We start from the raw sequence: 21,845 nt of genomic DNA on the forward strand, positions 1-21,845 counted from the left end.
CGACGGGTAGGAAAAAACTGATTGTATACGTGAAGCGCACTTCAAGCATCAGTCTGCCCTGCTGCTATTCGAAGCGCAGTTCCGGCCAGATCAGCGGCGTGCCGCGCTTTTGCGATTCGAGAATCGCCCGGCACAATGGGCACAACCGCTGGTCCTGAAAGATCGAGCGACCCACCGACGACCAGCGCGGTTGCGCCGGCAATAATGTGCCGCAGAGTGTGCGGTCGATCGAGCCGCCCAACTCCAGTTGACGCGCCACCAGATGCACCCGGACTTCCTGGCAGGCGAACAGATCCAGCTGCTCGTCAGGCTCGATCAGTTGGTAGTTGAACAGGGACCAGGCAGGGCGCGACATCGGGGGCTCCAGATCGGGGGGGCGCCACCTTAGCCGAAAGCCTGCCGCTAGAAAAGCGTCATAGCAGCGGTTTTAGCGTCGGCCAGACATTTTCCAGCAACTTGCCCTGGGCGCCGACCGCCGGATGAAGCTGATCCGCCTGCATCAGTTCCGGGTGGCCACCGATTCCCTCGAGAAAAAACGGCACCAACGGGACACTTTTCTCCTTGGCCAAGGCCCCGTACACCTCGGCAAATGCCGTGGTGTATTTCGGCCCGTAATTAGGTGGCAACTGCATGCCCAACAGCAGCACCTTGGCACCACCGGCCTTGGACTGGTCAATCATCGACGCAAGATTTTGTTTCAATTGCGCGGGCGGCTGGCCGCGCAGACCGTCATTGCCGCCCAACTCGAGGATCACGACATCTGGCTTATGCTCTGCAAGCGCCGCCGGCAGCCGCGCCAGGCCTCCGGCACTGGTGTCGCCGCTGATGGAAGCGTTAACCACTTTATCGTCGAAACCTTCGCTCTTGAGCCGTTGTCCCAACAACGCTACCCACCCTTTGCTGGTATCCAGTCCGAAACCGGCACTGATACTATCCCCAACGATCAGGACTGTACCCGCCGCTGCGTTCTGGGCCATGCACATCAAGGCCAGGCCAGCACTCAAAAACCACATTCGCATCGGATTCTCCATGGGCGCAAGCATTCTCACCGCGCGAAACCTTAGCAAAGTGGTTCCCAGCGCGGAAGGTGAACTGACTATCCTGCACGAACTGAGCCTGGAACTGAACAAGGGCGATAGCCTGGCGATCGTCGGCAGCTCCGGTTCCGGCAAATCCACCCTCCTCGGCCTGCTGGCCGGCCTCGACCTGCCCAGCAGCGGTGAAGTCACCCTCGCCGGCCAGGCCTTGAGCACCCTCGACGAAGACCAGCGCGCGCGCATTCGTGCCGAGCACGTGGGTTTCGTTTTTCAATCGTTTCAGCTGCTCGACAGCCTCAACGCCCTGGAAAACGTCATGCTGCCGCTGGAACTCGACGGTCGCAAAGACGCCCGGGAACGCGCCAGGTACCTGCTGGAGCGCGTCGGCCTGGGCCAACGGCTGACCCACTCGCCACGCCAGCTTTCCGGTGGCGAGCAACAGCGGGTCGCCATCGCCCGGGCCTTTGCCGCCGAGCCGGAGGTGCTGTTTGCCGATGAGCCTACCGGCAACCTCGACAGCCACACCGGCGAGCGCATCAGCGACCTGCTATTCGAGCTCAATAAAGAGAGCGGCACGACCTTGGTGCTGGTCACCCACGACGAGCGCCTGGCCCACCGTTGCCGACGCCTGATCCGCCTTGAAGCCGGCCTGATGGTCGCGCCCCTGGAGCCTTGATGGCACGTATGCCGCTGTTGCGCCTGTTCAGCCTTGCCATGCGCCAATTACTGCGTGACGCCCGCGCCGGCGAATTGCGCGTGTTGTTTTTCGCCTTGCTGGTGGCGGTGACGGCCAGCACGGCCATCGGCTACTTCGGCGCACGCCTCAATGGCGCCATGCTGTTGCGTGCCACCGAGTTTCTCGGTGCCGACCTGGTGCTCGAAGGCAGCTCGCCGGCACGTCCCGAACAAATCAGATCCGGGACCGAACTGGGCCTGGATCACGCGCGCATCGTCGAATTCTCCAGCGTTATCGCCACGGATAACGGCATCCAGCTCTCCAGTATCAAGGCGGTCAACGAGCAGTACCCGTTGCGTGGCGAGCTGAAAAGCGCGACAGAGCCCTTCGGTGCCGAAACCCCGGGAGGCGGCCCAAAACCCGGCGAAGCCTGGGTGGAAGCACGGCTGTTGACGGCGCTGAACCTGAAGGTCGGCGACAGCATCGACGTCGGTATGAAAACCCTGCGACTGGCTCGCATCCTGACCTATGAACCCGACCGCGCCGGCAACTTCTACAGCCTCACGCCTAGGGTGATGATCAACCTTTCGGACCTGGACGCGACCGGTGTGGTGCAGCCCGGCAGCCGCGTAAGCTACCGCGAACTGTGGCGTGCCCCCCAAGGCAGCACGGCGCTGCAAACCTATCGCGACCTGGTCAAGCCGGGCCTTGCCGCCAACCAGCGCCTGCAGGATTCGCGAGACGGCAACCAGCAGATCGGCGGCGCCCTGGGCAAGGCCGAACGTTACTTGAACATGGCCAGCCTGGTGGCGGTGCTGCTGGCCGGCGTGGCCGTGGCGCTGTCGGCCAACCGGTTTGCCAGCCGACGTTTCGACGCCAGTGCACTGCTGCGCTGCCTCGGGTTGTCACGCCGCGAAACGATGGTGTTGTTCAGCCTGCAACTGAGCGTACTGGGCCTATTGGCGAGCCTGACCGGTGCCGTGCTCGGATGGCTGGCGCAATTTGGCCTGTTCTATTTCCTGCACGACCTGTTGCCGGCCGACGTGCCGCCCGGCGGGCTGCTGCCGGCAGTTGCAGGTATCGGCACCGGGCTGGTTGCCCTCGCGGGCTTCGCCCTGCCGCCGTTGGCGGCGCTGGGCCGCGTGCCACCGCTGCGGGTATTGCGCCGTGACATGCTGCCGATACCTTCCAGCACCTGGATGGTGTACGGCGCTGCACTGTTCGCCCTCGGCCTGATCATGTGGCGCCTGAGCCTCGATCTGGTGCTGACCTTTGCGTTGCTGGGCGGCGGCGTGATGGCGGCGCTGATCCTCGGCGGCCTGCTCTTGTTGTTGCTGCAGAGCTTGCGACGGCTATTGGCGCGCGCCTCCCTGCCCTGGCGCCTGGGCTTGGGCCAATTGCTGCGTCACCCATTGGCGGCGGCCGGTCAGTCCCTGGCGTTTGGGCTAATCCTGTTGTCCATGGGCTTGATCGCCCTGTTGCGCGGTGAACTGCTCGACACTTGGCAAAACCAACTGCCCAAGGACGCCCCCAACTATTTCGCCCTGAATATCCTGCCGGCCGACAAGGACGCCTTTGGCGCGCGCCTGCTGGACCTGCAGGCGCAAGCGGCGCCGCTGTATCCGGTGGTGCCGGGCCGGTTGATCAGCATCAATGGCGAACCCGTGCAGCAAATCGTCAGCAAAGACTCCAGCGGTGACCGTGCCGTGCAGCGCGACTTGAGCCTGACCTGGGCGGCCGACCTGCCGCCGGGCAACGTCCTGACCGCAGGTTCCTGGTGGTCGCAGCAACCGGGCGATGAAATCCCTGGGGTGTCGGTAGAAGCCAAGGTCGCCGAAAGCCTGAAGCTCAAGCTGAACGATCACCTGGTGTTCACTATCGGTGGGGAGAATCGCGAAGCGCGGGTCACCAGCCTGCGGACTATCAACTGGGATAACTTCCAGCCCAACTTCTTCATGATCTTCCAGCCGGGCACGTTGAAGGACCTGCCCGCCACCTACCTGACCAGCTTCTACCTGGCGCCTGGGCACGACCAGCAGATCGTCGATCTGTCCCGAACATTCCCGGCAGTCACGATATTGCAGGTCGAAGCCTTGCTGGAGCAGTTGCGCAGCATTCTCGCCCAAGTGACCCTGGCGGTGGAGTACGTATTGCTGTTTGTGTTGGCTGCCGGGATGGCCGTGTTGTTTTCGGGCCTGCAGGCCACGCTGGATGAGCGAATTCGCCAAGGTGCGCTGTTGCGTGCACTGGGCGCCGAGCGCAGGTTGCTGGTCAAGGCTCGGCGGATCGAGTTCGGCTTGCTGGGCGCGGTCAGTGGCCTGCTGGCGGCCCTGGGCACGGAACTGGTGACATGGGTGCTGTACCGCTACGCCTTCGACCTGGTATGGCATCCACATGCGTGGCTGCTACTGCTGCCAGTGATCGGTGCCGTGCTGATCGGCGGTGCCGGTGTATTGGGTACGCGCCGCGCGCTGAATGCCAGCCCGTTGACCGTACTTCGCGAAGGCTGAGACGACCGATGGCCAGCACGCGAAATCGCGTGCCGGCCATCGTCTACTTCACATACTCGATACCGGTAATCCACCAGCACACCTCACCATTCGGTGTCTGCACGATAGCCTCATCGTCGACTTCCTTGCGCAACAGCGCCCGGGCCATGGGTGAGTCGATGGAGATGTAATCCATGCGCTCATAAATTTCGTCATAGCCGACGATTCGAAAACGCTTGGTCTCGCCCTGCTCATTTTCGATATCGACCCAAGCGCCGAAGAACACCTTGCCTTCCTGCTCAGGCATGTACTCCACCACCCGCATGTCTTCCAGACGCTTGCGCAAGTAGCGCACGCGCCGATCAATCTCACGCAGCAGTTTCTTGTTGTATTGGTAATCCGCGTTCTCGCTGCGATCTCCGAGGGAAGCCGCCCAGGTCACCTTGCGGGTGGTATCCGGACGTTTCTCACGCCACAGGTAATCCAGCTCTTTTTTCAGCGCTTCATGACCTTCTTTGGTAATCAGCTTGGTACTCAAACGCTTGCATCCCCAGACAATGTCCAATGGTGCCGATACGCCACGGCATCATGCCTTGGCGTCGGCTGGCTGGGGTTGATAATAAATGAACCCTGAAAAGTAGCCAGACCAGAGAACCCATCGGTTCAACCCTGGCCATCCAAGGCGTGATCCAGCTCAAGGAGCACACCCTGCAGACGCTCACGCATCCCCGACACCTGCGACAGCGCCAGCGCCAACTTCTCAGCCTTCCGGCCAACCTCCAATGTCTGGTTCTGCAACTGCGTGGCGTGCTGCTCCAACTCAACACCCTTTTTATCCAACGCGCTCTGCTCTTGCTCCAGTCGAGCCTGCCACTGCTCCAGTATTTCTTCGCGTTCGATAACGGCGAGTTTCTGTTGTGCCAGCTCCTGGGCGACCTTGGCGAGGCTGGTCAGCGTGCTGTCCACCTCAACCATTGACGCATGTTCCATCTTGGCAGGGAGTTTGTGCGGCGCCGGTTCTCGGGGCTCAAGCCGAGCCGGTGGCGCACTGGGCTCGGCCGGCTCCGGCGCCTGCGTTGTCGCAACGGGAGAGTCCAGGGGTTGTGGCACGACGGGCTCGGAAACAGGCTGCTCGGCGGCCTTGGGTGAAGTCGTGGTTCGGGGTGGCGCAACCATCTGCGACGAGAAGCGAATGGACGGCACGATCAATGAAGCACTTTCGATCACAGGCAATGTGGGCGCGGACATGCCCAAGGTAATGACCTTCATGACCAAGGCTTTCTTGATCATCATTGAATGATGATCCTCAGGCCTCGCAGGTGGCAACTTGCAGCCTTTCAAATCAATGAAATGAAACGGGATCGAAGACTCGAGAACCGCGCCCGTCTTAGTGCCGGAAGCTGCCGCCATCATCAGGATTTGCTTAAAGACTTGCATGGCAACTTGCAGGTCTTCCTTGGACTCCACACCGCCCAGGAAATACCGATCGAGTTTCTTGCGTAACGCCGCGATATAGACCCTCGAGTTACCGGGTTCGATCTCTTCATCCAGGCTATAGACAAGAAAGTTGGAGTCGGTCTGCGCTACGGCAAACCCGCAGAGCAATGCACCGTTGACCGGTGCGTCCTGGCCGCTGCGTTCAAGAACAAGGGTACGTAGAAGCATCATGCTATTCAGGCCTCATTGCGAAAGAGTAAACCTTATATAAACGCCAGATAAACATCCGGCCATTAATAAGCTCGAAACAACGCAATTGTTTCAGCAAGTTATCCAATCTGACGTAGGACTTATCTGATAAACATGTCCCCACGTTCCCAAGTCCAATGTTTAAACGTAACCTTCTTGGCGCTCAACCGTTCATGACGGGCACATGCTCATACGCCTCGCAAAACTTATTCGGTAAACAAATGCTCGAGATAAGCAGCCTGACAAAGCACCTGGGCAAAAGAAACGTCATTACCCAACTCTCGTTTTGCGCCGAACGCCAGGAATGCATAGGCCTGTTCGGGGAGCATGGCGCAGGCAAAACCACACTGCTGAACCTGATATCCGGCGTAATAAAACCCTCTGCCGGGCATATCACTGTCCAAGGGTTCGACACTCAATCGCACCCACTTCAAGCCCGAAAAGCCCTGGGCTATCAACTCCAGGGCGGCCTCAGCCATCAGTCGATGTCGGTCAAAGGCCTGCTAAATTTCATCGCTGACGTGCGAGGTTTCAGCGGCGCTGAAAAACGCAGCCGGGTAGATCGAGCAGCCATGCGCCTGGAATTGTCCCGCGTGCTCAACGCCCCACTCGCCACGCTTTCCATCGGCTTGAAGCGCAAAGTAGCCATCGCCCAAGCGATCCTGCATACACCCGACCTGCTTTTGCTGGATGAACCGATCGAGGGGCTGGCGCCGGATCAATTGCTCAAGTTCAAGACACTTATCCAGTCCCTGGCCGAAGAAATGACGGTCATCATCGCCTCCCGTCATTGCGATGACCTTTCCAATCTCTGCGCGCGCGCGCTGGTTATCGCAGACGGCCATCTTGTGGCCGACACCCCGCTGCCCGATTTGCAGCGCAACTCCCGGCATTACCAAGCCGTCACGCTGGCCGCGCAAACGCCTCTGGATTTACTGGCCCTTGCCGTATTACCCGGCGTCGCTGGCATAGAGGAGGACCGGCACACGCCAGGCACCGTGACTGTTCTCGCCATGCCGGGGCACACCATCTACCCCCCTATAAACGCACTTATCGCCAGCCGCGGCTGGAATATCACGTCACTGAGCCTGGAACCAGGGCGCCTGAACGACGTTGTTCACCGCCTTAGCCACGAGGTATCCCTTTGAAGCTGCTGCCCGTTATTTTCAAGCGTCAACTTGCCAGTTACGCCTGCACGCCAAGCACCTACCTGAGTGTTGCTGCTTTCCTGGTGCTGTGCGCTACGCTGGGGCTGTATACGAGCCCGTGGATGGAACGGGACAGCGGCGACTTGCACGTATTTTTCCAGTTGCACCCCTGGCTCTATCTGCTGCTGATTCCAATGTTATCGACACACCTGTGGGCGGACGAACGCACCACGGGCCTGCGCGACATGATGAAAACACTGCCCATTACGTCAGCAGAACGCGTAATGGGAAAATTTCTGGCCGCGTGGGTCGTGTGTGGTATCGCGTTGATGCTCACGTTTCCTATAGTGATCCTCGCCAACTGTCTCGGCACTGCCGACAACCGTGTTATCAGCTCACAATTTCTGGCCAGTTGGTTACTGGCGGGAAGCTATCTGTCTGTCGGTAGTTTTATTTGCACATTCACGCGCCAACGCCTGGTTATTTTCCTGGTGACGTTGGGTTTATTGCTGACGGCCAGCGGACTTTCTTCTGTCCTGGATGCACTCGAACATCACGCGCCCATCTGGGTGGTAGACAGTTTGATTGCGCTTGACCCCATCTCGCGTTTCGAGACGATCGACAATGGCAAACTGACACTTCGTGACAGTTTGTACTTCATCAGCATGATCCTTGCCTTTCTCTCGGCAACGACGGTCACACTCAACTACAAAACCAGTTGAGAAGGGAAGCAACGTATGCGATCCGTTCTTAGTACGGGCATGACACTGTTGGTCATACTGTTACTGTTCCTCGCGTTTAATCTGGCCTGGGTAAATAACCTGCCTGAGGTACGCTGGGACTTTTCACAGCAAAAAAAACACACTTTGTCGCCCTCGGTGCAACACTTGCTCGCGACAGTGGAACATCCGCTGGATTTGTATTACTTCAACTCAAGCCATGATCCAAACAGAAGCCAGGCATTAAAGCGCTACGGTGAACGCGTCGAAGACTTGCTCAATGAGTTCGAAAAAGCGTCAAAGGGCATGATTAACCTGCACGTTATTGATCCGGCACCTTATTCAGAAGATGCCTACAAAGCCGGCTTATTCGGCCTGGATGACAAGCAGGGTTTCATGGGCCTTATCGGTACCCGTGCCGGCCAGACCGCACAACGTATCGATGTATTCAGCCGCGATGACGAGCCACTGCTTGAATATGAAATCAGCCACCTGATCTACAAGTTGATGCACCCCGAACCGCCCACCATTGGCGTGCTGACGGGGCTGGCGCTGAATTAGTCTGCCGGCCGAGTGATGGCGCAGATGCATCAACATTTCAACCTTGTGAGCCTGGCATCAAGCACCTCCAAGGTGCCTGAATCGATCGGAACGCTGATGGTCGTGCACCCGCGCGCACTGCCCGAACACACCTTGTATGCGATTGAACAGTTTGTATTGAGGGGCGGCAAACTGATGATCTTCATTGATCCCGTGAGCGCGTTGGATGGGAAAACGCCATCGGCGGACTCCCGGCTCGACGGGCTACTTGCCGCGTGGGGCATACAGATGCCGACGGACAAACTACTGGTCGATCATCTCTATACCCTATCGTCTTCGCTCAGCCCTGAGGCGCCGGCATTACGCCTCGCAGCCAGGTTGAACCTGCCACGGCAAGCGATGACAGCCAACGATGTGAGCACCTGGAAACTGAATGCTGTTGTCGTATCAAGCAGCGGCGCACTTTCGCGCGTCAGGAAAGGCCGTACGACGCTGACGCCTCTGCTGCAAAGCTCCAGGCAGTCCGCATTAATGGACACTGACCGGGTTGCAGCGGCGCCTGCATTCGACTCACTCATCGACTGGACGACTCCCGGACAACGCCAGGTGATAGCGGCCCGCATCGATGGCCCTGCCTACTCCGCATTTCCAGAGGGTGTCAGTGGACAGCCCCCTGGTTTGCAAAAAGCCGCACACATCCAGGTGGTGGTGGTCGCCGACACGGATTTGCTGATGGATTCTGTCATCAGTTCGGCGCCCAACAACAACGTGCTGTTTGTCTTGAATACATTGGATAACCTGGCTGCCCCCGACATTCTCGCGAGCGTTCAACCCCGTGCGATGGCGAGCGATGCCCCCCAGGCACTGGAACAAATGCGCGAGGCCGCCGCACAGGCCTATACGCAAAAGGCGGGAGAACTGCAAAAACGGCTTGAGCAAACCGAACAGGAGTGGCAACGATTGAACCCGCCGAGAATAGATTTCGGCACACAAGCGGTGGATACCAATACCCAGTTGCAAGCGCTCAACAAGGAGCGCCTGCGACTGCCCATGGAGTTGCAAGCACTCAAGGCCCAGGCTTACGCCTCGGTGCATCGCATGGAACGAAACCTGAAACTGCTGATGATCGGCGCGGTACCGCTGCCGTTATGCTTGATCGCCTGGGCAGTTTTTGTGTACCACCGGCGGCGGCGAGCAGTCGTTGCTAAAGCCTTCCACTGACGCCTTAACGACGCGCAATCAAGCCTTGCCGGGCAATGCGCGTCAGTTGGCGAATCACCTCGTCGGCATCGCCGGCACTTGGCGCCTGAATAACCGCAAGATCAAAGCTGTTGCTGGCAAAGCGGGCCAGTGAGTCGCCATCTTCCACAAACTGGATCAGGAAGGCCGAAGGCCGCCCCGTGCGACGCGGCCAACCGTCCAGATAACGCAACAGCGTTGGCTGGTGCTTGCCGCCCAGCAGAATTCTCGGATTACGTTGAGTCAGGCCCGCAGTAATCGGGGCCAGGCGTATGAGGGGGCGTAGTGCATTCATCGTGTCGTGTCTCTGCCTCAAAAGTCTGCGGGCAGGTGAGAGGCAACACCGAACCAGCGCTTTAGCGGTATTTCGAAGCCTGACGCGGAATAAGCGCAGGCTTCTGTCGGGCTGCAATGAGTCCCAGTGGCGCCCCGCAATTAGCTGTTTAAATCGGCGCATGAGCAGCATCCTAGAGAAGCCGATGGGGCGGTGTCAAGAATCGCGAGCAACGAAAAAACCCGCTCATGGCGGGCTTTTTCAAGGTGCGTCGTGGGTATCAGTTGGCGATGGCACGGTCGACTGACAGTTTGCCAGCGCCTTCCAGCAAGACCGCAAGCGCGCCGCCGAGCAAGGCCAATGCAAACTCATAACCGTTGTTCGCCATGAACAGCCCGTTGTGGATGTGCACCGAGAAAATCGCCACCAGCGACAGGAAGGTCAGGCCCAATGCGGCCGGGCGCGCCAGCAAACCGATGATCAATGCCAGCCCGGCGAAGAACTCCGTACCGCCTGACAGCACCGCCATCAAGGTACCCGGTGTCAGGCCGAGGCTTTCCATATACTGCGCAGTACCCGCCAGGCCGTAGCCACCAAACCAGCCAAAGAGTTTTTGCGAGCCGTGTGCCGCGAAAATGATACCGACGAAAATTCGCAGGATGGTCAGGCCGTAACCGGCGCGGGTGGACAGGATGCGGTTGATCATTGGGCTCATGCAGATAATCCTTTTCAAAGTAGGGGTTGGTTGGCCGCTATATTAATCGAATTAAACAATGATAAAAGCCGAAAAAATGCCTAATACTTATCGATAAAAACGATTATTTTCGCGAGGCAATCTTCGGTGTCGACGGTTCCAGGGACCCGCGCTCCCGATCAAACGCCAAGTAGTACTTGTTCACGCTATTAACATAGCTGACGCCACCCATTCCCACCTGCTCCATGGCAATACGTTCAACCTGGAAGAACCACTGATTGGGGTTCAACCCCCGGCGGCGTGCCTCCGCACGCATGCCCTGCACACGCTCCGGCCCCATGTTGTAAGCCGCCAGCACAAAGGCCATGCGTTCACGCTCGTTCAGTTTTGGGCTGGCAAAGAATTTGCGGCGAATCATCGCCAGGTAACGCGCGCCAGCCTGCACGTTGCTGTCGAGGCTCTCGATATTATTGACGCCCACCCGCTGCGCCGCGGAGGGCGTGATCTGCATCAGGCCGGTAGGTCCGCCACTGCTGCGCGCGCCGGGGTCAAAGGCCGACTCCTTGAACGCCAGTGCCGCCAGGTTCAACCAGTCCATGCCCTGCTCACGGGCGTGTTTTTGCAGGACCGGGCGCAGCTTTTCCAGACGCTGGCGATCGGCGCGTGCCAGGGGGTTACGCACTTGATAGAGGCGTCGGTAGATACGCTGGAACGCCACGTCCTGGTCGGAGGGCGTGCGATAAGACTTGAGGAACCGATCAATACTGGCCCGTAGCATCGAGGCATCCTGGCGCACGAACCAGTACTCATCGCCCGGCTCGCTGATCGCCACCTGCCGATCAAAGCGCAACTTGGGCAGGATTTTCGACCAACGCTCGGCAATCGGTTTTTCGACAATGGTGAGGTGGAAGATGCCGGCCTGGACCATCTCCAATACATCTTCCACGGCCAATGTCGGGTCGACCCACTCCACCTTCACCGGCGGCTGCTTGTGCAGGGCCAGTTTCTGGTTAACCTGATTAATCGCGTCCGCCGCCGCACTGCCGGTGGTCAGCGCCAGGGTACGCCCGGACAGTTGCTCCAGCTTGGTAAACCGCCGCTCGCCCTTGACGCCCACCAGCCACAACGGCACATCGCTGGCAATCGGATCGCTGGTGCTGATTTTGTGCGCGGCCTTCACATCGAGCAATTCACCCGGCGCCACCAGGTCACCTTCGCCACGCGCCAGCGCGCCGAGCAGTTGATCCTTGGCCTTGGGAATAATCTTGAGGTTGATTTCTTCACCGTCACGGGCGTGGCCGTTCAGGTATTGCTCGAAGGCCCGCAGGCGATGGTATTCGACACCGATGGCCTGGCCCTGGACCTCACCGGAACTGTTGCGGCTCTGGTTGACCAACACACGCAGGGTGCGGCTGGAGCGAATTTGCGCCAGGTCACGTACCTTGCCGGGCTTGGTCACTTCCAGCGGCCCATCCAGACGTGCGACCGCCGCCATGGGCAGCAGTAACGTCAGGCACAACACAAGCAACGCCGAGGGTCGGATCATCCGCTCTCCGGAAAGAATACTGGCCAGCCTCTTCGCGAAAGGCGAAGGGCTGGAGGTCAGAAACAGAGCGCTTTATGCGCTGGCAAGGCACGCAACGGCGGCATGGTAGAAGGCGTGTTACCCACCACAATGTCGCTTGCGACGTTCAAAGACAGCTATAACTCGTTGTAGTTCTTAGTTTTTCTTATAAATCTACAGCTCTGATATGCTTTCCGGCCGCAGGCGGAGATAGCACCATGCAACTCATTGATATCGGCGTCAACCTGACCAACCCCTGTTTCGACGAGAGGCACCAGGCCGTTCTCGACCGCGCCTATGCCGCCGGCGTGGAACAATTGGTGCTCACCGGCACCAGTGTCGACGGCAGCGAACAGGCCCTGGAACTGTGCGTAAAACTTGATCAAAGCGGCCAACGTCTGTTCAGCACCGCTGGCATCCACCCGCACTCGGCCAGTGACTGGAACGGCGACAGCGCTCAGCGCTTGCGCGCACTACTCAGCGAAAACCGCGTGCGTGCGGTGGGTGAATGCGGGCTGGATTTCAACCGGGATTTTTCCCCGCGGCCCCAGCAGGAAAAAGTCCTCGAAGAACACCTGGCGCTGGCCGTCGAGCTGAAGTTGCCAGTGTTTCTCCACGAGCGCGACGCCAACCAGCGCCTGCTGGAAATTCTCAAGGGCTACCGCGACCACCTGACGGCTGCCGTGGTGCATTGCTTTACCGGCGAACAACACGCGTTGTTCAGCTACCTCGACCTCGACTTGCACATCGGCATCACCGGTTGGATCTGCGACGAGCGCCGTGGGGCTCACCTGCATCCGCTGGTCAGGGAAATTCCCCGGGGCCGTCTGATGCTCGAAAGCGATGCGCCCTACCTGCTGCCGCGCACCCTGCGCCCCAAGCCGAAAAATGGCCGCAATGAACCGGCCTACTTGCCTGAAGTGCTGCGTGAAGTCGCCCTGCACCGCAACGAAACCATCGAAGACCTGGCCGAGCACAGCAGCGCGTGCTCGCGCGCATTTTTTGGCTTGCCCCACGTCGGTTGATGCGGCGCATTGACCCATGTCAAAACCGATTGCCTGAGTAGCGGCACAATAATGGCACCTTGCCAATACTGTTTCCGCTATCAGAGAAAACCTTCCATGGGTGCCTGGCTTAGCAATATCTCGCTGAAATACAAATTCTGGGCGGTCAACGCGGTCGCTTTCATCACCACATTGCTGCTGGTGCTGTACGCCGTGCAGCTCGAACAACAGGCACGCAACGCGGCGTCCCAAGCCTCGGCCCAGGCGCAGGCGCGATTGCTCGGCAGCTGGCCGGCCGACAAGGCGCTGCCTGAGGGCGAGCACTGGTTGACGTTTGCCCGTGGCCAAATCCCGCAGTTGGCCGATCAGGACCTGTCAGCCCTGAGCACAGCCAGTGGCTGGGTCGAGCTGAATCACCTGCCCTTGCTGGGTGAAAACCCGCTGATCGGCGCTGAAGTCATTGCACGCGCCGATGGGCGACAGATCGCCGTGCTGGCCTATGGGCAGAGCCTGAGCCAGGTATTCGCCGAACGCTTCGCCAACTACGCCGTGGCCGTGCTGATCCTGATGCTGGCGATGCTCGGCGCCTCGCAGTTGCTGATCCGCTTCCTGCTCAGCCAACTCAATACCCTCAAGGACGTGATGCTGCACGTCGAGAAGACCGGCGATTTGTCGGCCCGCGTGCCCCTGGCCTGCACAGATGAAGTCGGCCAAATGGCCAGTGCATTCAACGCCATGCAAGCCGGCTACCAGCGGGTGGTCAACACCGTGGCGCGCACCGCCCGGCAACTCGATGAAGGTGCCGCTCGCCTGGCCAGCAGCATGAACGAGGTGCAACACGGCATGCTCGGCCAGCAAAGCGAAACCGACCAGGCCGCCACCGCGATCAACGAGATGACCGCCACCGTCTACCATATCGCCCAACACGCCGGCGCCACGCGCGACCTGTCACAGACCGCCGACACCCTGGCGGGCAGCGGCCGGGAAGTGGTCGACCGGGTACAACGTTCGATTGCCGGGCTGTCCACCGGCGTGCAACAGACCGCCGAAATGATTCAGAAACTCGCCGAAGACAGCCAGAAAATCAACGGCGTAGTCAGCGTGATCCATAGCATCGCCGAACAGACCAACCTGCTCGCCCTCAACGCCGCCATCGAAGCCGCCCGTGCCGGTGAAATGGGCCGTGGTTTTGCCGTGGTCGCCGATGAAGTGCGCAACCTGGCCAAACGCGTGCAAACCTCCACAGACGAAATCACCCGCATGGTGTCAGCCCTGCAATCGGGCACCCGCGACGCCGTGGACTTCATGCAGGAAAGCTCACTCAAGGCCGACGATTGCGTGCAACAGGCCCAGGAAGCCGGCGCGGCGCTCGCCGAAATCACCGGTGCCGTGGCGCAGATGCGCGAAAGTAACACCCAGATTGCCGTCGCCGCCGAACAGCAAAGCCATGTCGCCGAAGAGATGAACCGCGCAGTGGTGAGCATTCGTGATGTGACGGAGAACACGGTGCAGCAGACCGTGGGCTCGGCCACTACCAGCAATGAACTGGCGACGCTGGCCGGGGAGTTGAGCAAGGCGATCGGGCAGTTGAAGTTGTAGCTGAACAAGGCTGGCTATGGCCCCCATAGCGAGTCTTGATTCGCCGCCCCACCCGCCTGCGACCTAAACTTTGTCCATGTTGTTTCAACGGACAGAGGATTAATCATCATGGGCAAACGTCATCCTAACTTCCCCGCCTGGCAATGGCGCAATCAGCCACAAAGCCTTCAACACCCGACCAACCTGGGGCTGCAGTTGATTGCCGTACCGCTGCTGATCATCGGTTTTCTGTCGATGGCCTCCGGTGTATTCAGCCTCAGCCTGGCCAGTTTTGCCGTCGGCGTTATCGGTGTGTTGGCCGGCGTTGCGCTGCAACGCCACGGGCGCAAGCTGGAAGCTCAGGGTAGCCAGCGGTTCTGAGGCTCAGGCGAAGACCACCACGGTCTGGCGGCTGATGGCGATCAACTCGCCGGTCGGGCTCCAGAGTGCGGCGGCGGCATGGCCGTAGCCGTCGCGGGCGTGCTCGATGTTGACGTAATACTGGCACCAGTCGAGGGTGGTCAGGTCTTGAAGCGGCTGGATAAATTCGATGGTCCAGGTCAGCGTGCTGCCGGGCGCCGGTGCGGACAGGTGTGGCAGCAAGGCCGGTGGCCAGGCATCGACCAGGGCGAGGATGTGCGACTCGGTAAGGGGCTCTTCCTTCACGTCGCCGCGCAAACGCACCCAGCCGCCCATGTCGCGGGATTTATTACCGGTAAACGGCAGCCCGCCGACACTCCAGCGCATTGCCAGGTGCCGCATGAATTCGGGGGTGACGCCCTTGATGTAGGGCAACTCCTGGCATTCATCCCAGTGCTTGAACGTCGGTGGGGGCTCACTCGCCACATCAATCTGCGACTCGCGTGCCGCGCCAAAGCTGGCCTGTACCAGCGTTGCAACCTCACCATTCTGCACCACACGGCCGAGTAGCTGACTCACGGCCTTGCCTTCGCGCAGGACTTCAACGTGATAACTGGCAGGCACCTGCGGCGCGACCGGACCGACAAAGGTCACGGCCAGTGAGCGTAAAGGGCGATCGGCCGGCACTTGGGCGCGCAAGGCTTCGTATTGCAAGGCGGCGACAAGGCCACCAAAGGTCGCGCGACCCTGGGCCCATTCGGCGGGGATAGTCACATCCAGCGGATTGTTACGGGCGGCGTCGAGCAAATCACTAAAGCGCATGGCGACCTCACATCAAGAAAACCGATGGGGGAATCTTAACCACCGGGCTGGCAAGGTACAGCGCCTATTCCGGCCAAAAACCGGACCCGCCTAGAAACAATCCGCACTGAGTTTGTCGAGCACCCGATCCGCCTGCCCTTCAGCCGTGGCCATGGTGCGATGCCACACTGCGACACACGGCTGCAAGTCGGGCTGATGTTCGGCCTGGGCCAACCACTGCCAGCAATCGTGCCAATCACCCAGGGCGCCTTGGGCTTGCTTGAGGCGCGACATCGCTTTGGCCGGGAGTTTGTCCAGCTCGGGGTAGGCCTCGGCTGCGTAGCGTACGCGCTTGATCAGCAACCGCAGGCGATGGCGATCATGGCTTGGGTCTTTCAGGGCTTTATCGAGTGCGTGCCATTGCTTGCCCAGCCGCTTTTCGATGCTCGGGCGCAGGCCTTTGAGCAGCTTCTGGTGCTGGGAGGCGCGGATAAAACGTGGGAAGGCATCAAGGATCAGCAGCAGGTGCGCGAGTTCCGGGCTTTGCGCCACGTGGCGATAGGCATCGGGTTGCAGGCGCAGGCGTCGGTCGGCAGCCGCGTGATGACCGTGCTGGTGAAGATACGCCGCCAGAACCTCTCGGTCGCGTAGCGGCGTGGTCATTTGGCCGACCGTGCCGGCGGCCAATTCAAGCTGTTCGACACCCGGCAGGCCACGCAAAGGCCGCAGCAAACTGCGCAGGCGCCGCACGGTGGTGCGCAGGTCGTGCAAGGCTTCATCGTCGGTGACGGCGGCGAGGCGAGCCTGGCAGCTCAGTAACCCTACTTCCAGGCCAATGACCTGAGCGACTAACTGATCAACCAAAGCTGACATCCCTTCCTCCCTTGACCATTAAGACCCTGCTTGCCGCTTACGGGTTAACGCCCGGCGCGCGACTCACGGATATAGAACCGCGCTTTCTCGGCCTTGTTGGAGCACCCTTCAAACGCTTCGAATTGCTGTTGGGTCTTGGCGCCCGTCAACAATGACAAAGCCTTAGAGTAGCTCACAGTCCCGGCAAAACCTTCGGCCTTGGCCAAATCCAACTCATGCCACGCCGCGTCCAATTGCGTGCCACAACTGTCGCGGTACGCGGTTTTCCCGGCACAACCGGCCAGGGCCAACACGATCACAGGCACACACATCCAGGCTTTCATCAATGACACCTCAAATAAAGAAAAACAGTCGTACGGTGTAGACGTTGCCTACAAGGAAAAGTGCCTTGTACGGGCACCTGAAACCAAAAGTGATGATAGCCAGAGCATACCCGAGCGCCCCGACTATTCCGGAAAATTATTGCGTGTGTCGACGAAGATTGAAGCACTGACCTTGATGGGTGCATTGTGGGCAACTGTTTTACGAAGGATCAGGTCATGAAGAAACGTGTTGCCTTGGTACTGGGCTCCGGCGGCGCCCGGGGTTACGCCCATATCGGTGTGATCGAGGAAATCGAACGGCGCGGCTACGACATCGCCTGTATCGCCGGTTGCTCGATGGGGGCGGTGGTGGGCGGGATCTATGCCGCCGGCAAGCTCGATGAGTACCGAAACTGGATCGAGAGCCTCGACTACCTGGACGTGCTGCGCCTGGTGGACGTGAGTTTTCGGCTGGGCGCGATCCGCGGCGAGAAAGTCTTCGGGCAAATCCGCAAGATTGTCGGCGAGATCAATATCGAAGAGCTGCGCATTCCTTACACCGCCGTTGCCACGGACCTGACCAACCAACAGGAAATCTGGTTCCAGGAAGGCTGCCTGCACCAGGCCATGCGCGCTTCGGCGGCGATTCCAAGCCTGTTCACGCCGGTGATGCAAGGTAACCGCATGCTGGTGGACGGCGGCCTGCTCAACCCGCTGCCAATTGTGCCGGTGGTGTCGAGCCATTGCGACTTGATCATCGCCGTCAACCTCAACGCCACCAACCAAAAACACTACCAATTGCCGGTGATCCAGCGCCCGCCCGCGTTCAAGAGTCGCTTCAACAGCTTGGCCAAGTCATTGGGCTCACACCTGCCGTTTCGACGCAAACAAGCCGAACAATTAATGAAGCTGGAGCAGGAGGCATTGCAGGCCCAGACGGCAGAGATCAACCCGTGGCTGGAATCGGCCGAGCCCGAATCCCAGCAACCCGCCGCCGCGCCGGAAAAGGCCGGGGCGCCAAAGTCGGCGACCGGCTCGTTCATCATCGACAACGTTGGCCCGGCGTCGCTGCTGGACCTGATCAACCAGAGCTTCGAGGTGATGCAAACGTCGCTGGCGCAGTACAAGATCGCCGGCTACCCGCCGGATGTGCTGATCAACGTGCCGAAGCGCGTGTGCCGGTTTTTCGAGTTCTACAAGGCGCCGGAGTTGATCGCTTTGGGGCGGGAAATCGCCAGGGATACGTTGGACAAGTATGAAAGTGAGCAGGGTTGAAAGAGAGGGTGTGGCTGATGGCCCCTTCGCGAGCAAGCCCGCTCCCACATTTGTCCGCATTCCAAAGGTGGAACTCGATCGAATGGGGGAGCGGGCTTGCTCGCGAAGGGGCCAGTTCAGGCGCCGCTCAACTCAGGCATTTAACAACCGATACCCCACACCCGCCTCGGTCACGATAAACCGCGGCTGAGTCGGGTCGTCCGCCAGCTTCTGGCGCAAGTGGCCGACGACGATGCGCAGATAGTGGCTGTCTTCGGTGTGGGTCGGCCCCCAGATATCCTTGAGCAGTTGCTGCTGGGTAATCACCCGCCCGGGATGCCGCGCCAATTGCGCCAGCACCGCATACTCCTTGCGGGTCAGCGCCACTTCGACGCCGTCCAGCAGGACGCGGCGATAAGCCAGGTCCACCGTCAACGGGCCGAAACTCAAGGCGGCTTCCTGGGCTTCTCCCGCCGGGGCCTGACGCAGCAATGCACGCACGCGGGCGAGAAACTCCTGGATCCCGAAGGGTTTGGTCACGTAGTCATTGGCGCCGCTATCGAGGGCTTCGACTTTCTGCACTTCACTGGCGCGCACCGACAGCACCAACACCGGCACCGTCGACCACTCGCGAAACTCGCGCAACACTTGCTGGCCGTCCATGTCGGGCAAGCCAAGGTCGAGCACCAGCAAATCCGGTTTGCTCAATGCCGCTTGGGCCAGGCCTTCGTTGCCGGTGCCGGCCTCGATCACCTTGTAGCCCTGGGAGGCCAGGCTGATCCGCAAGAACTTGCGGATCTGCGGTTCGTCATCAATGACTAAAATCGTCGCGGTCTGGCTCATGGTGTCCAATCAAAATCCGTGGAGAAAAGAGGGTAGCTCAAGGCTCGCGTTCCAGGCCAGGCTGTGTCGGCAATGGCAGGAACAAAGTGATGCAGGTGCCCCGCCCTTCAATGCCCTCGGCGACGCTGATACGGCCGCCGTGGGCGCCGACCATGCCCTGGCAGATCGCCAGGCCGAGGCCCGTGCCCTGCCCGCCACGATCACCGCGGGCGGCGGTGTAGAACATATCGAAAATCTTGGCGCGCTCGTCTTCGGGAATTCCGGGGCCCTCATCGGCCACCGCAAAAAACAGCTGGTTGTCCGACACACCAGCAGTCACGTCCAAACGTCCCTGGGGCGGAGAGAAACGCGCGGCGTTTTCCAGCACATTGACCAGCGCTTGCTCGATCAACGCGGCGTGCACATACAGCAACGGCAACTCCGCCGGCACGTCGGTTTTCACCTGCAAAGGCGCCAGCACCGCGCGCAAACGGCCAAGCGCACTGCCGACAATATCGCCGGGCGAAACCCAATCACGCGCCAGCTTCAGGGCGCCGTGGCCCAGGCGCGTCATGTCCAGCAGGTTCTGGATATAGCGGTCCAGGCGCTCGGCTTCATCGCGAGTGCCTTCGAGCAATTCGCGGCGATCTTCCAGGGGAATGGCCTCGCCGAGGGCCAACAGACTGTCGATGCTGCCACGCATGGACGTCAACGGTGTGCGCAAATCGTGGGACACCGAGGCCAGCAAGGCGCTGCGCAGTTGCTCGGTCTCGCCGTGCAGGCGCGCGGACTCCAGCTCCTGCGCCAATTGCGCGCGTGCCAAGGCCTGAGCCAGCGGTTGGCTCAGTGCCGTCAGCAGACGACGGCGTTGGCCGCTTAATTCCAGGCCCGGTTTGGGGCTCACACCGAGCAAGCCCAATGGCCCCTCCTCACCCGACAGCGGCCACCACCACCAACGCCCAAACGGCAATGTGCCGGTGCCCATGCCAGCCGGCTGATCATGCTGCCAGGCCCAATCGGCGGCGGCGCGTTCGGACTCCGTGAGGTTCAACGGCGAACCCGTCTCGACCTTCCAGCCGCCCTGGCCGTCGCGATTGACCAGGCACAGGTCCAGATCGCTCCAGCCTTCCAAATGATGGGCCGCCGCACTGATTACCGCCTGACGGTCGGTAGCGGCGGTGAGTTTGCGCGACAGGTCGAGCAGCTCGCTGGTTTCTTCCTGGGTATCGCGCAGGGCTTGCAACTGCCGACGCTGGCGCGCGGCCAGATTGCCGGTCAACGCGGCCATCAGCAGGAAGAACAGCAGGGTCAACACATCCTCTTCACGCTGAATGGCAAAGGAAAAATTCGGCGGGATAAACAGAAAGTCGTACGTCAGGAACGACAGCGCCGCACACACCAGGGACGGCCCCAGGCTGCTGCGCACGCCGACCAGCAATACCGCCGCGAGAAATACCAGAGAGATATTCGGCAGCGGCAGCACGCTGGCCACCGCCCAGGCCACCGCGGCCGCCACCACGGTCGCCACCACCGCCAGGCCGTAGTCGAACCACACCAACCCACGCACATCCGGCATGCGCGGGGGCGCGGGCATGTCGTCGCTGTCGAGGACGTTGATTTCCAAGCCACGCGCATTTCGCAGCAAACGCGCCGCCAGCCCGCCGCCAAACAAACGACGCCGCCAGCGCATACGCGACTGCCCCACCAATAACAGGCTGGCACGGCGTTCGGCGGCATGCTGGATCAGTGTCTTCGCCACCTCCCCCGCCCGCAGCAGTACCACTTCCCCGCCAAGCCGCTCGGCGAGTTGCTGCGCGTTTTGCAGGCGCAGGCGCGATTGTTCATCTCGCGCACGGCCGTTATCGATATGCACCAGGCTCCACGGCAAATGCCGACGCTGGGCGACACGGCTGGCGTGACGCACCAGGCGTTCGGCCTGCGCATCGCCATCAATCCCGACCAGCAAGCGGCCACGTACCGCCGGCGCAGCCTGGCCGAGTTGGCGATAACCCTGGGCCAAATCGTCGTCGACGTGGGCCGCGGCGGTCTGCATGGCCAACTCACGCAACGCCATGAGATTGGTCTGGGTGAAAAACGCGTCGATGGCCGCGCGGGCCTGTTCCGGTACATACACCTTGCCGTCGCGCAGGCGCTCGAGCAGCTCGCGCGATGGCAGGTCGATCAGCAACAGTTCGTCTGCTTCTTGCAGCACCCAGTCCGGCAGGGTTTCGCGCACTTGTACGCCGGTGATGCCGCGCACCTGATCGTTGAGGCTTTCCAGGTGCTGGACGTTGACCGTGGTGAACACGTTGATGCCGGCGGCGAGCAGTTCCTGGATGTCTTGCCAACGCTTTTCATGGCGGCTGCCGGGGGCGTTGCTGTGGGCCAGTTCGTCGACCAGCACCAGTTTGGGCTTGGCGGCGAGCAGGCCGTCGAGGTCCATTTCTTCGAGCATCACGCCACGGTATTCACTGCGCAGCAACGCTTGTTGCGGCAGGCCGCTGAGCAACGCTTCGGTCTCGGCGCGGCCATGGGTTTCAACCACTCCGGCGACCAGGCGCACGCCCTGGCGCAGTTGGGTGTGCGCGGCCTGGAGCATGGCGTAGGTCTTGCCCACACCCGGCGCGGCGCCGAGGAAGACTTTGAGCCGGCCACGGCCGTCCCGTGGCAGGTCGGCTAACAGGGCATCGGCGCGGCCGGAGTCGCTCATGCGCAGGGGTTCCTTCAGGTGTTCATGGGGAGTCTGTCAGGCCCTCATCGCGGGCAAGCCCGGCTCCCACAGGGG

The 21,845-nt window shown here is 60.7% G+C and carries 19 protein-coding genes and 2 pseudogenes; 9 read left to right on the forward strand and 12 right to left on the reverse strand.

Annotation, left to right across the window (positions count from 1 at the left end; translation table 11 throughout):
- Positions 1–64: 64 nt before the first annotated feature.
- Together ACDZ94_RS16115 and ACDZ94_RS16120 are read right to left on the reverse strand one after the other, a co-directional pair.
- Complete coding sequence (locus tag ACDZ94_RS16115; protein WP_064451527.1) at positions 65–355, reverse strand: hypothetical protein; 291 nt, start codon at positions 353–355, stop codon at positions 65–67.
- A gap of 58 nt (positions 356–413) precedes the next feature.
- Positions 414–1,019 (reverse strand): arylesterase, encoded by a 606-nt coding sequence (locus tag ACDZ94_RS16120; protein WP_064451526.1) that lies wholly within the window; start codon positions 1,017–1,019, stop codon positions 414–416.
- A 10-nt stretch (positions 1,020–1,029) separates the two neighbouring features.
- Between ACDZ94_RS16120 and ACDZ94_RS16125 the strand changes: the two genes are divergently transcribed.
- Both ACDZ94_RS16125 and ACDZ94_RS16130 read left to right on the forward strand, forming a co-directional pair.
- A complete protein-coding gene (locus ACDZ94_RS16125; protein ID WP_064451525.1) occupies positions 1,030–1,713 on the forward strand; it encodes an ABC transporter ATP-binding protein in 684 nt (227 codons plus the stop codon).
- Positions 1,713–4,223, forward strand: a complete 2,511-nt coding sequence (locus ACDZ94_RS16130; RefSeq protein WP_432750434.1) for an ABC transporter permease — start codon at positions 1,713–1,715, stop codon at positions 4,221–4,223. Before ACDZ94_RS16125 ends, ACDZ94_RS16130 begins: the two co-directional genes overlap by 1 nt.
- Positions 4,224–4,266: 43 nt before the next feature.
- Here the strand turns inward: ACDZ94_RS16130 and greB are convergent, their stop codons facing one another.
- Both greB and ACDZ94_RS16140 read right to left on the reverse strand, forming a co-directional pair.
- Complete coding sequence (gene greB / locus ACDZ94_RS16135) at positions 4,267–4,740, reverse strand: transcription elongation factor GreB (RefSeq protein WP_064451523.1); 474 nt, start codon at positions 4,738–4,740, stop codon at positions 4,267–4,269.
- Between the two features lie 125 nt (positions 4,741–4,865).
- The gene (locus ACDZ94_RS16140; protein WP_432750435.1) at positions 4,866–5,870 is read right to left on the reverse strand and encodes a hypothetical protein; all 1,005 of its coding nucleotides are present in this window, start codon (positions 5,868–5,870) and stop codon (positions 4,866–4,868) included.
- Positions 5,871–6,109: 239 nt separating this feature from the next.
- On the opposite strand from ACDZ94_RS16140, the gene ACDZ94_RS16145 reads away from it, so the two are divergent.
- The 3 genes and pseudogenes from ACDZ94_RS16145 to ACDZ94_RS16155 all read left to right on the forward strand — a co-directional run bounded on the left by ACDZ94_RS16145 (position 6,110) and on the right by ACDZ94_RS16155 (position 9,516).
- Positions 6,110–7,036 (forward strand): ABC transporter ATP-binding protein, encoded by a 927-nt coding sequence (locus ACDZ94_RS16145; RefSeq protein WP_432751508.1) that lies wholly within the window; start codon positions 6,110–6,112, stop codon positions 7,034–7,036.
- Entirely contained in the window at positions 7,033–7,758 is a 726-nt protein-coding gene (locus ACDZ94_RS16150) for an ABC transporter permease (protein WP_432750436.1), read from the forward strand. The genes ACDZ94_RS16145 and ACDZ94_RS16150 overlap by 4 nt, the downstream gene beginning before the upstream one ends.
- 15 nt (positions 7,759–7,773) lie before the next feature.
- Positions 7,774–9,516, forward strand: a pseudogene (locus ACDZ94_RS16155) (Gldg family protein).
- A 4-nt stretch (positions 9,517–9,520) separates the two neighbouring features.
- Here the strand turns inward: ACDZ94_RS16155 and ACDZ94_RS16160 are convergent.
- From ACDZ94_RS16160 to ACDZ94_RS16170, 3 genes are all read right to left on the reverse strand, one after another.
- Positions 9,521–9,829, reverse strand: coding sequence for a class I SAM-dependent methyltransferase (locus ACDZ94_RS16160; protein ID WP_128591366.1), 309 nt, complete (start codon positions 9,827–9,829; stop codon positions 9,521–9,523).
- A 259-nt stretch (positions 9,830–10,088) separates the two neighbouring features.
- Positions 10,089–10,523: a DoxX family protein gene (locus ACDZ94_RS16165; RefSeq protein WP_407017138.1), complete on the reverse strand. Its 435-nt coding sequence runs from the start codon at positions 10,521–10,523 to the stop codon at positions 10,089–10,091.
- Between the two features lie 103 nt (positions 10,524–10,626).
- On the reverse strand, positions 10,627–12,048 hold the full coding sequence (locus tag ACDZ94_RS16170; RefSeq protein ID WP_064451516.1) for a transglycosylase SLT domain-containing protein: 1,422 nt from the start codon (positions 12,046–12,048) through the stop codon (positions 10,627–10,629).
- A 236-nt stretch (positions 12,049–12,284) separates the two neighbouring features.
- On the opposite strand from ACDZ94_RS16170, the gene ACDZ94_RS16175 reads away from it, so the two are divergent.
- The 3 genes and pseudogenes from ACDZ94_RS16175 to ACDZ94_RS16185 form a co-directional block, all read left to right on the forward strand.
- On the forward strand, positions 12,285–13,091 hold the full coding sequence (locus ACDZ94_RS16175) for a TatD family hydrolase (RefSeq protein ID WP_064451515.1): 807 nt from the start codon (positions 12,285–12,287) through the stop codon (positions 13,089–13,091).
- A 96-nt stretch (positions 13,092–13,187) separates the two neighbouring features.
- Positions 13,188–14,669 carry a methyl-accepting chemotaxis protein gene (locus tag ACDZ94_RS16180; RefSeq protein ID WP_221294274.1) on the forward strand — a complete coding sequence of 494 codons (1,482 nt, stop codon included), beginning with the start codon at positions 13,188–13,190 and terminating at the stop codon, positions 14,667–14,669.
- A 108-nt stretch (positions 14,670–14,777) separates the two neighbouring features.
- A pseudogene (locus tag ACDZ94_RS16185) lies at positions 14,778–15,026 on the forward strand (terminase); the annotation flags it as partial.
- Between the two features lie 6 nt (positions 15,027–15,032).
- On the opposite strand, the gene ACDZ94_RS16190 reads toward ACDZ94_RS16185, so the two are convergent.
- The 3 genes from ACDZ94_RS16190 to ACDZ94_RS16200 form a co-directional block, all read right to left on the reverse strand.
- Entirely contained in the window at positions 15,033–15,830 is a 798-nt protein-coding gene (locus ACDZ94_RS16190) for an acyl-CoA thioesterase (protein WP_432750437.1), read from the reverse strand.
- Between the two features lie 90 nt (positions 15,831–15,920).
- Complete coding sequence (locus tag ACDZ94_RS16195) at positions 15,921–16,682, reverse strand: CHAD domain-containing protein (protein ID WP_064451512.1); 762 nt, start codon at positions 16,680–16,682, stop codon at positions 15,921–15,923.
- Between the two features lie 44 nt (positions 16,683–16,726).
- A complete protein-coding gene (locus ACDZ94_RS16200; protein ID WP_010176194.1) occupies positions 16,727–17,005 on the reverse strand; it encodes a hypothetical protein in 279 nt (92 codons plus the stop codon).
- A gap of 216 nt (positions 17,006–17,221) precedes the next feature.
- Between ACDZ94_RS16200 and ACDZ94_RS16205 the strand changes: the two genes are divergently transcribed.
- Positions 17,222–18,259, forward strand: a complete 1,038-nt coding sequence (locus ACDZ94_RS16205) for a patatin-like phospholipase family protein (protein WP_053255125.1) — start codon at positions 17,222–17,224, stop codon at positions 18,257–18,259.
- Positions 18,260–18,391: 132 nt separating this feature from the next.
- On the opposite strand, the gene ACDZ94_RS16210 is transcribed toward ACDZ94_RS16205, so the two are convergent.
- Positions 18,392–19,081, reverse strand: coding sequence for a response regulator (locus ACDZ94_RS16210; protein ID WP_053255124.1), 690 nt, complete (start codon positions 19,079–19,081; stop codon positions 18,392–18,394).
- Between the two features lie 37 nt (positions 19,082–19,118).
- The gene (locus ACDZ94_RS16215; RefSeq protein ID WP_259762872.1) at positions 19,119–21,770 is read right to left on the reverse strand and encodes a sensor histidine kinase; all 2,652 of its coding nucleotides are present in this window, start codon (positions 21,768–21,770) and stop codon (positions 19,119–19,121) included.
- Positions 21,771–21,845 lie beyond the last annotated feature (75 nt).

This window comes from Pseudomonas sp. UBT (genome assembly GCF_050915955.1).
Lineage (GTDB): Bacteria > Pseudomonadota > Gammaproteobacteria > Pseudomonadales > Pseudomonadaceae > Aquipseudomonas > Aquipseudomonas antarctica_A.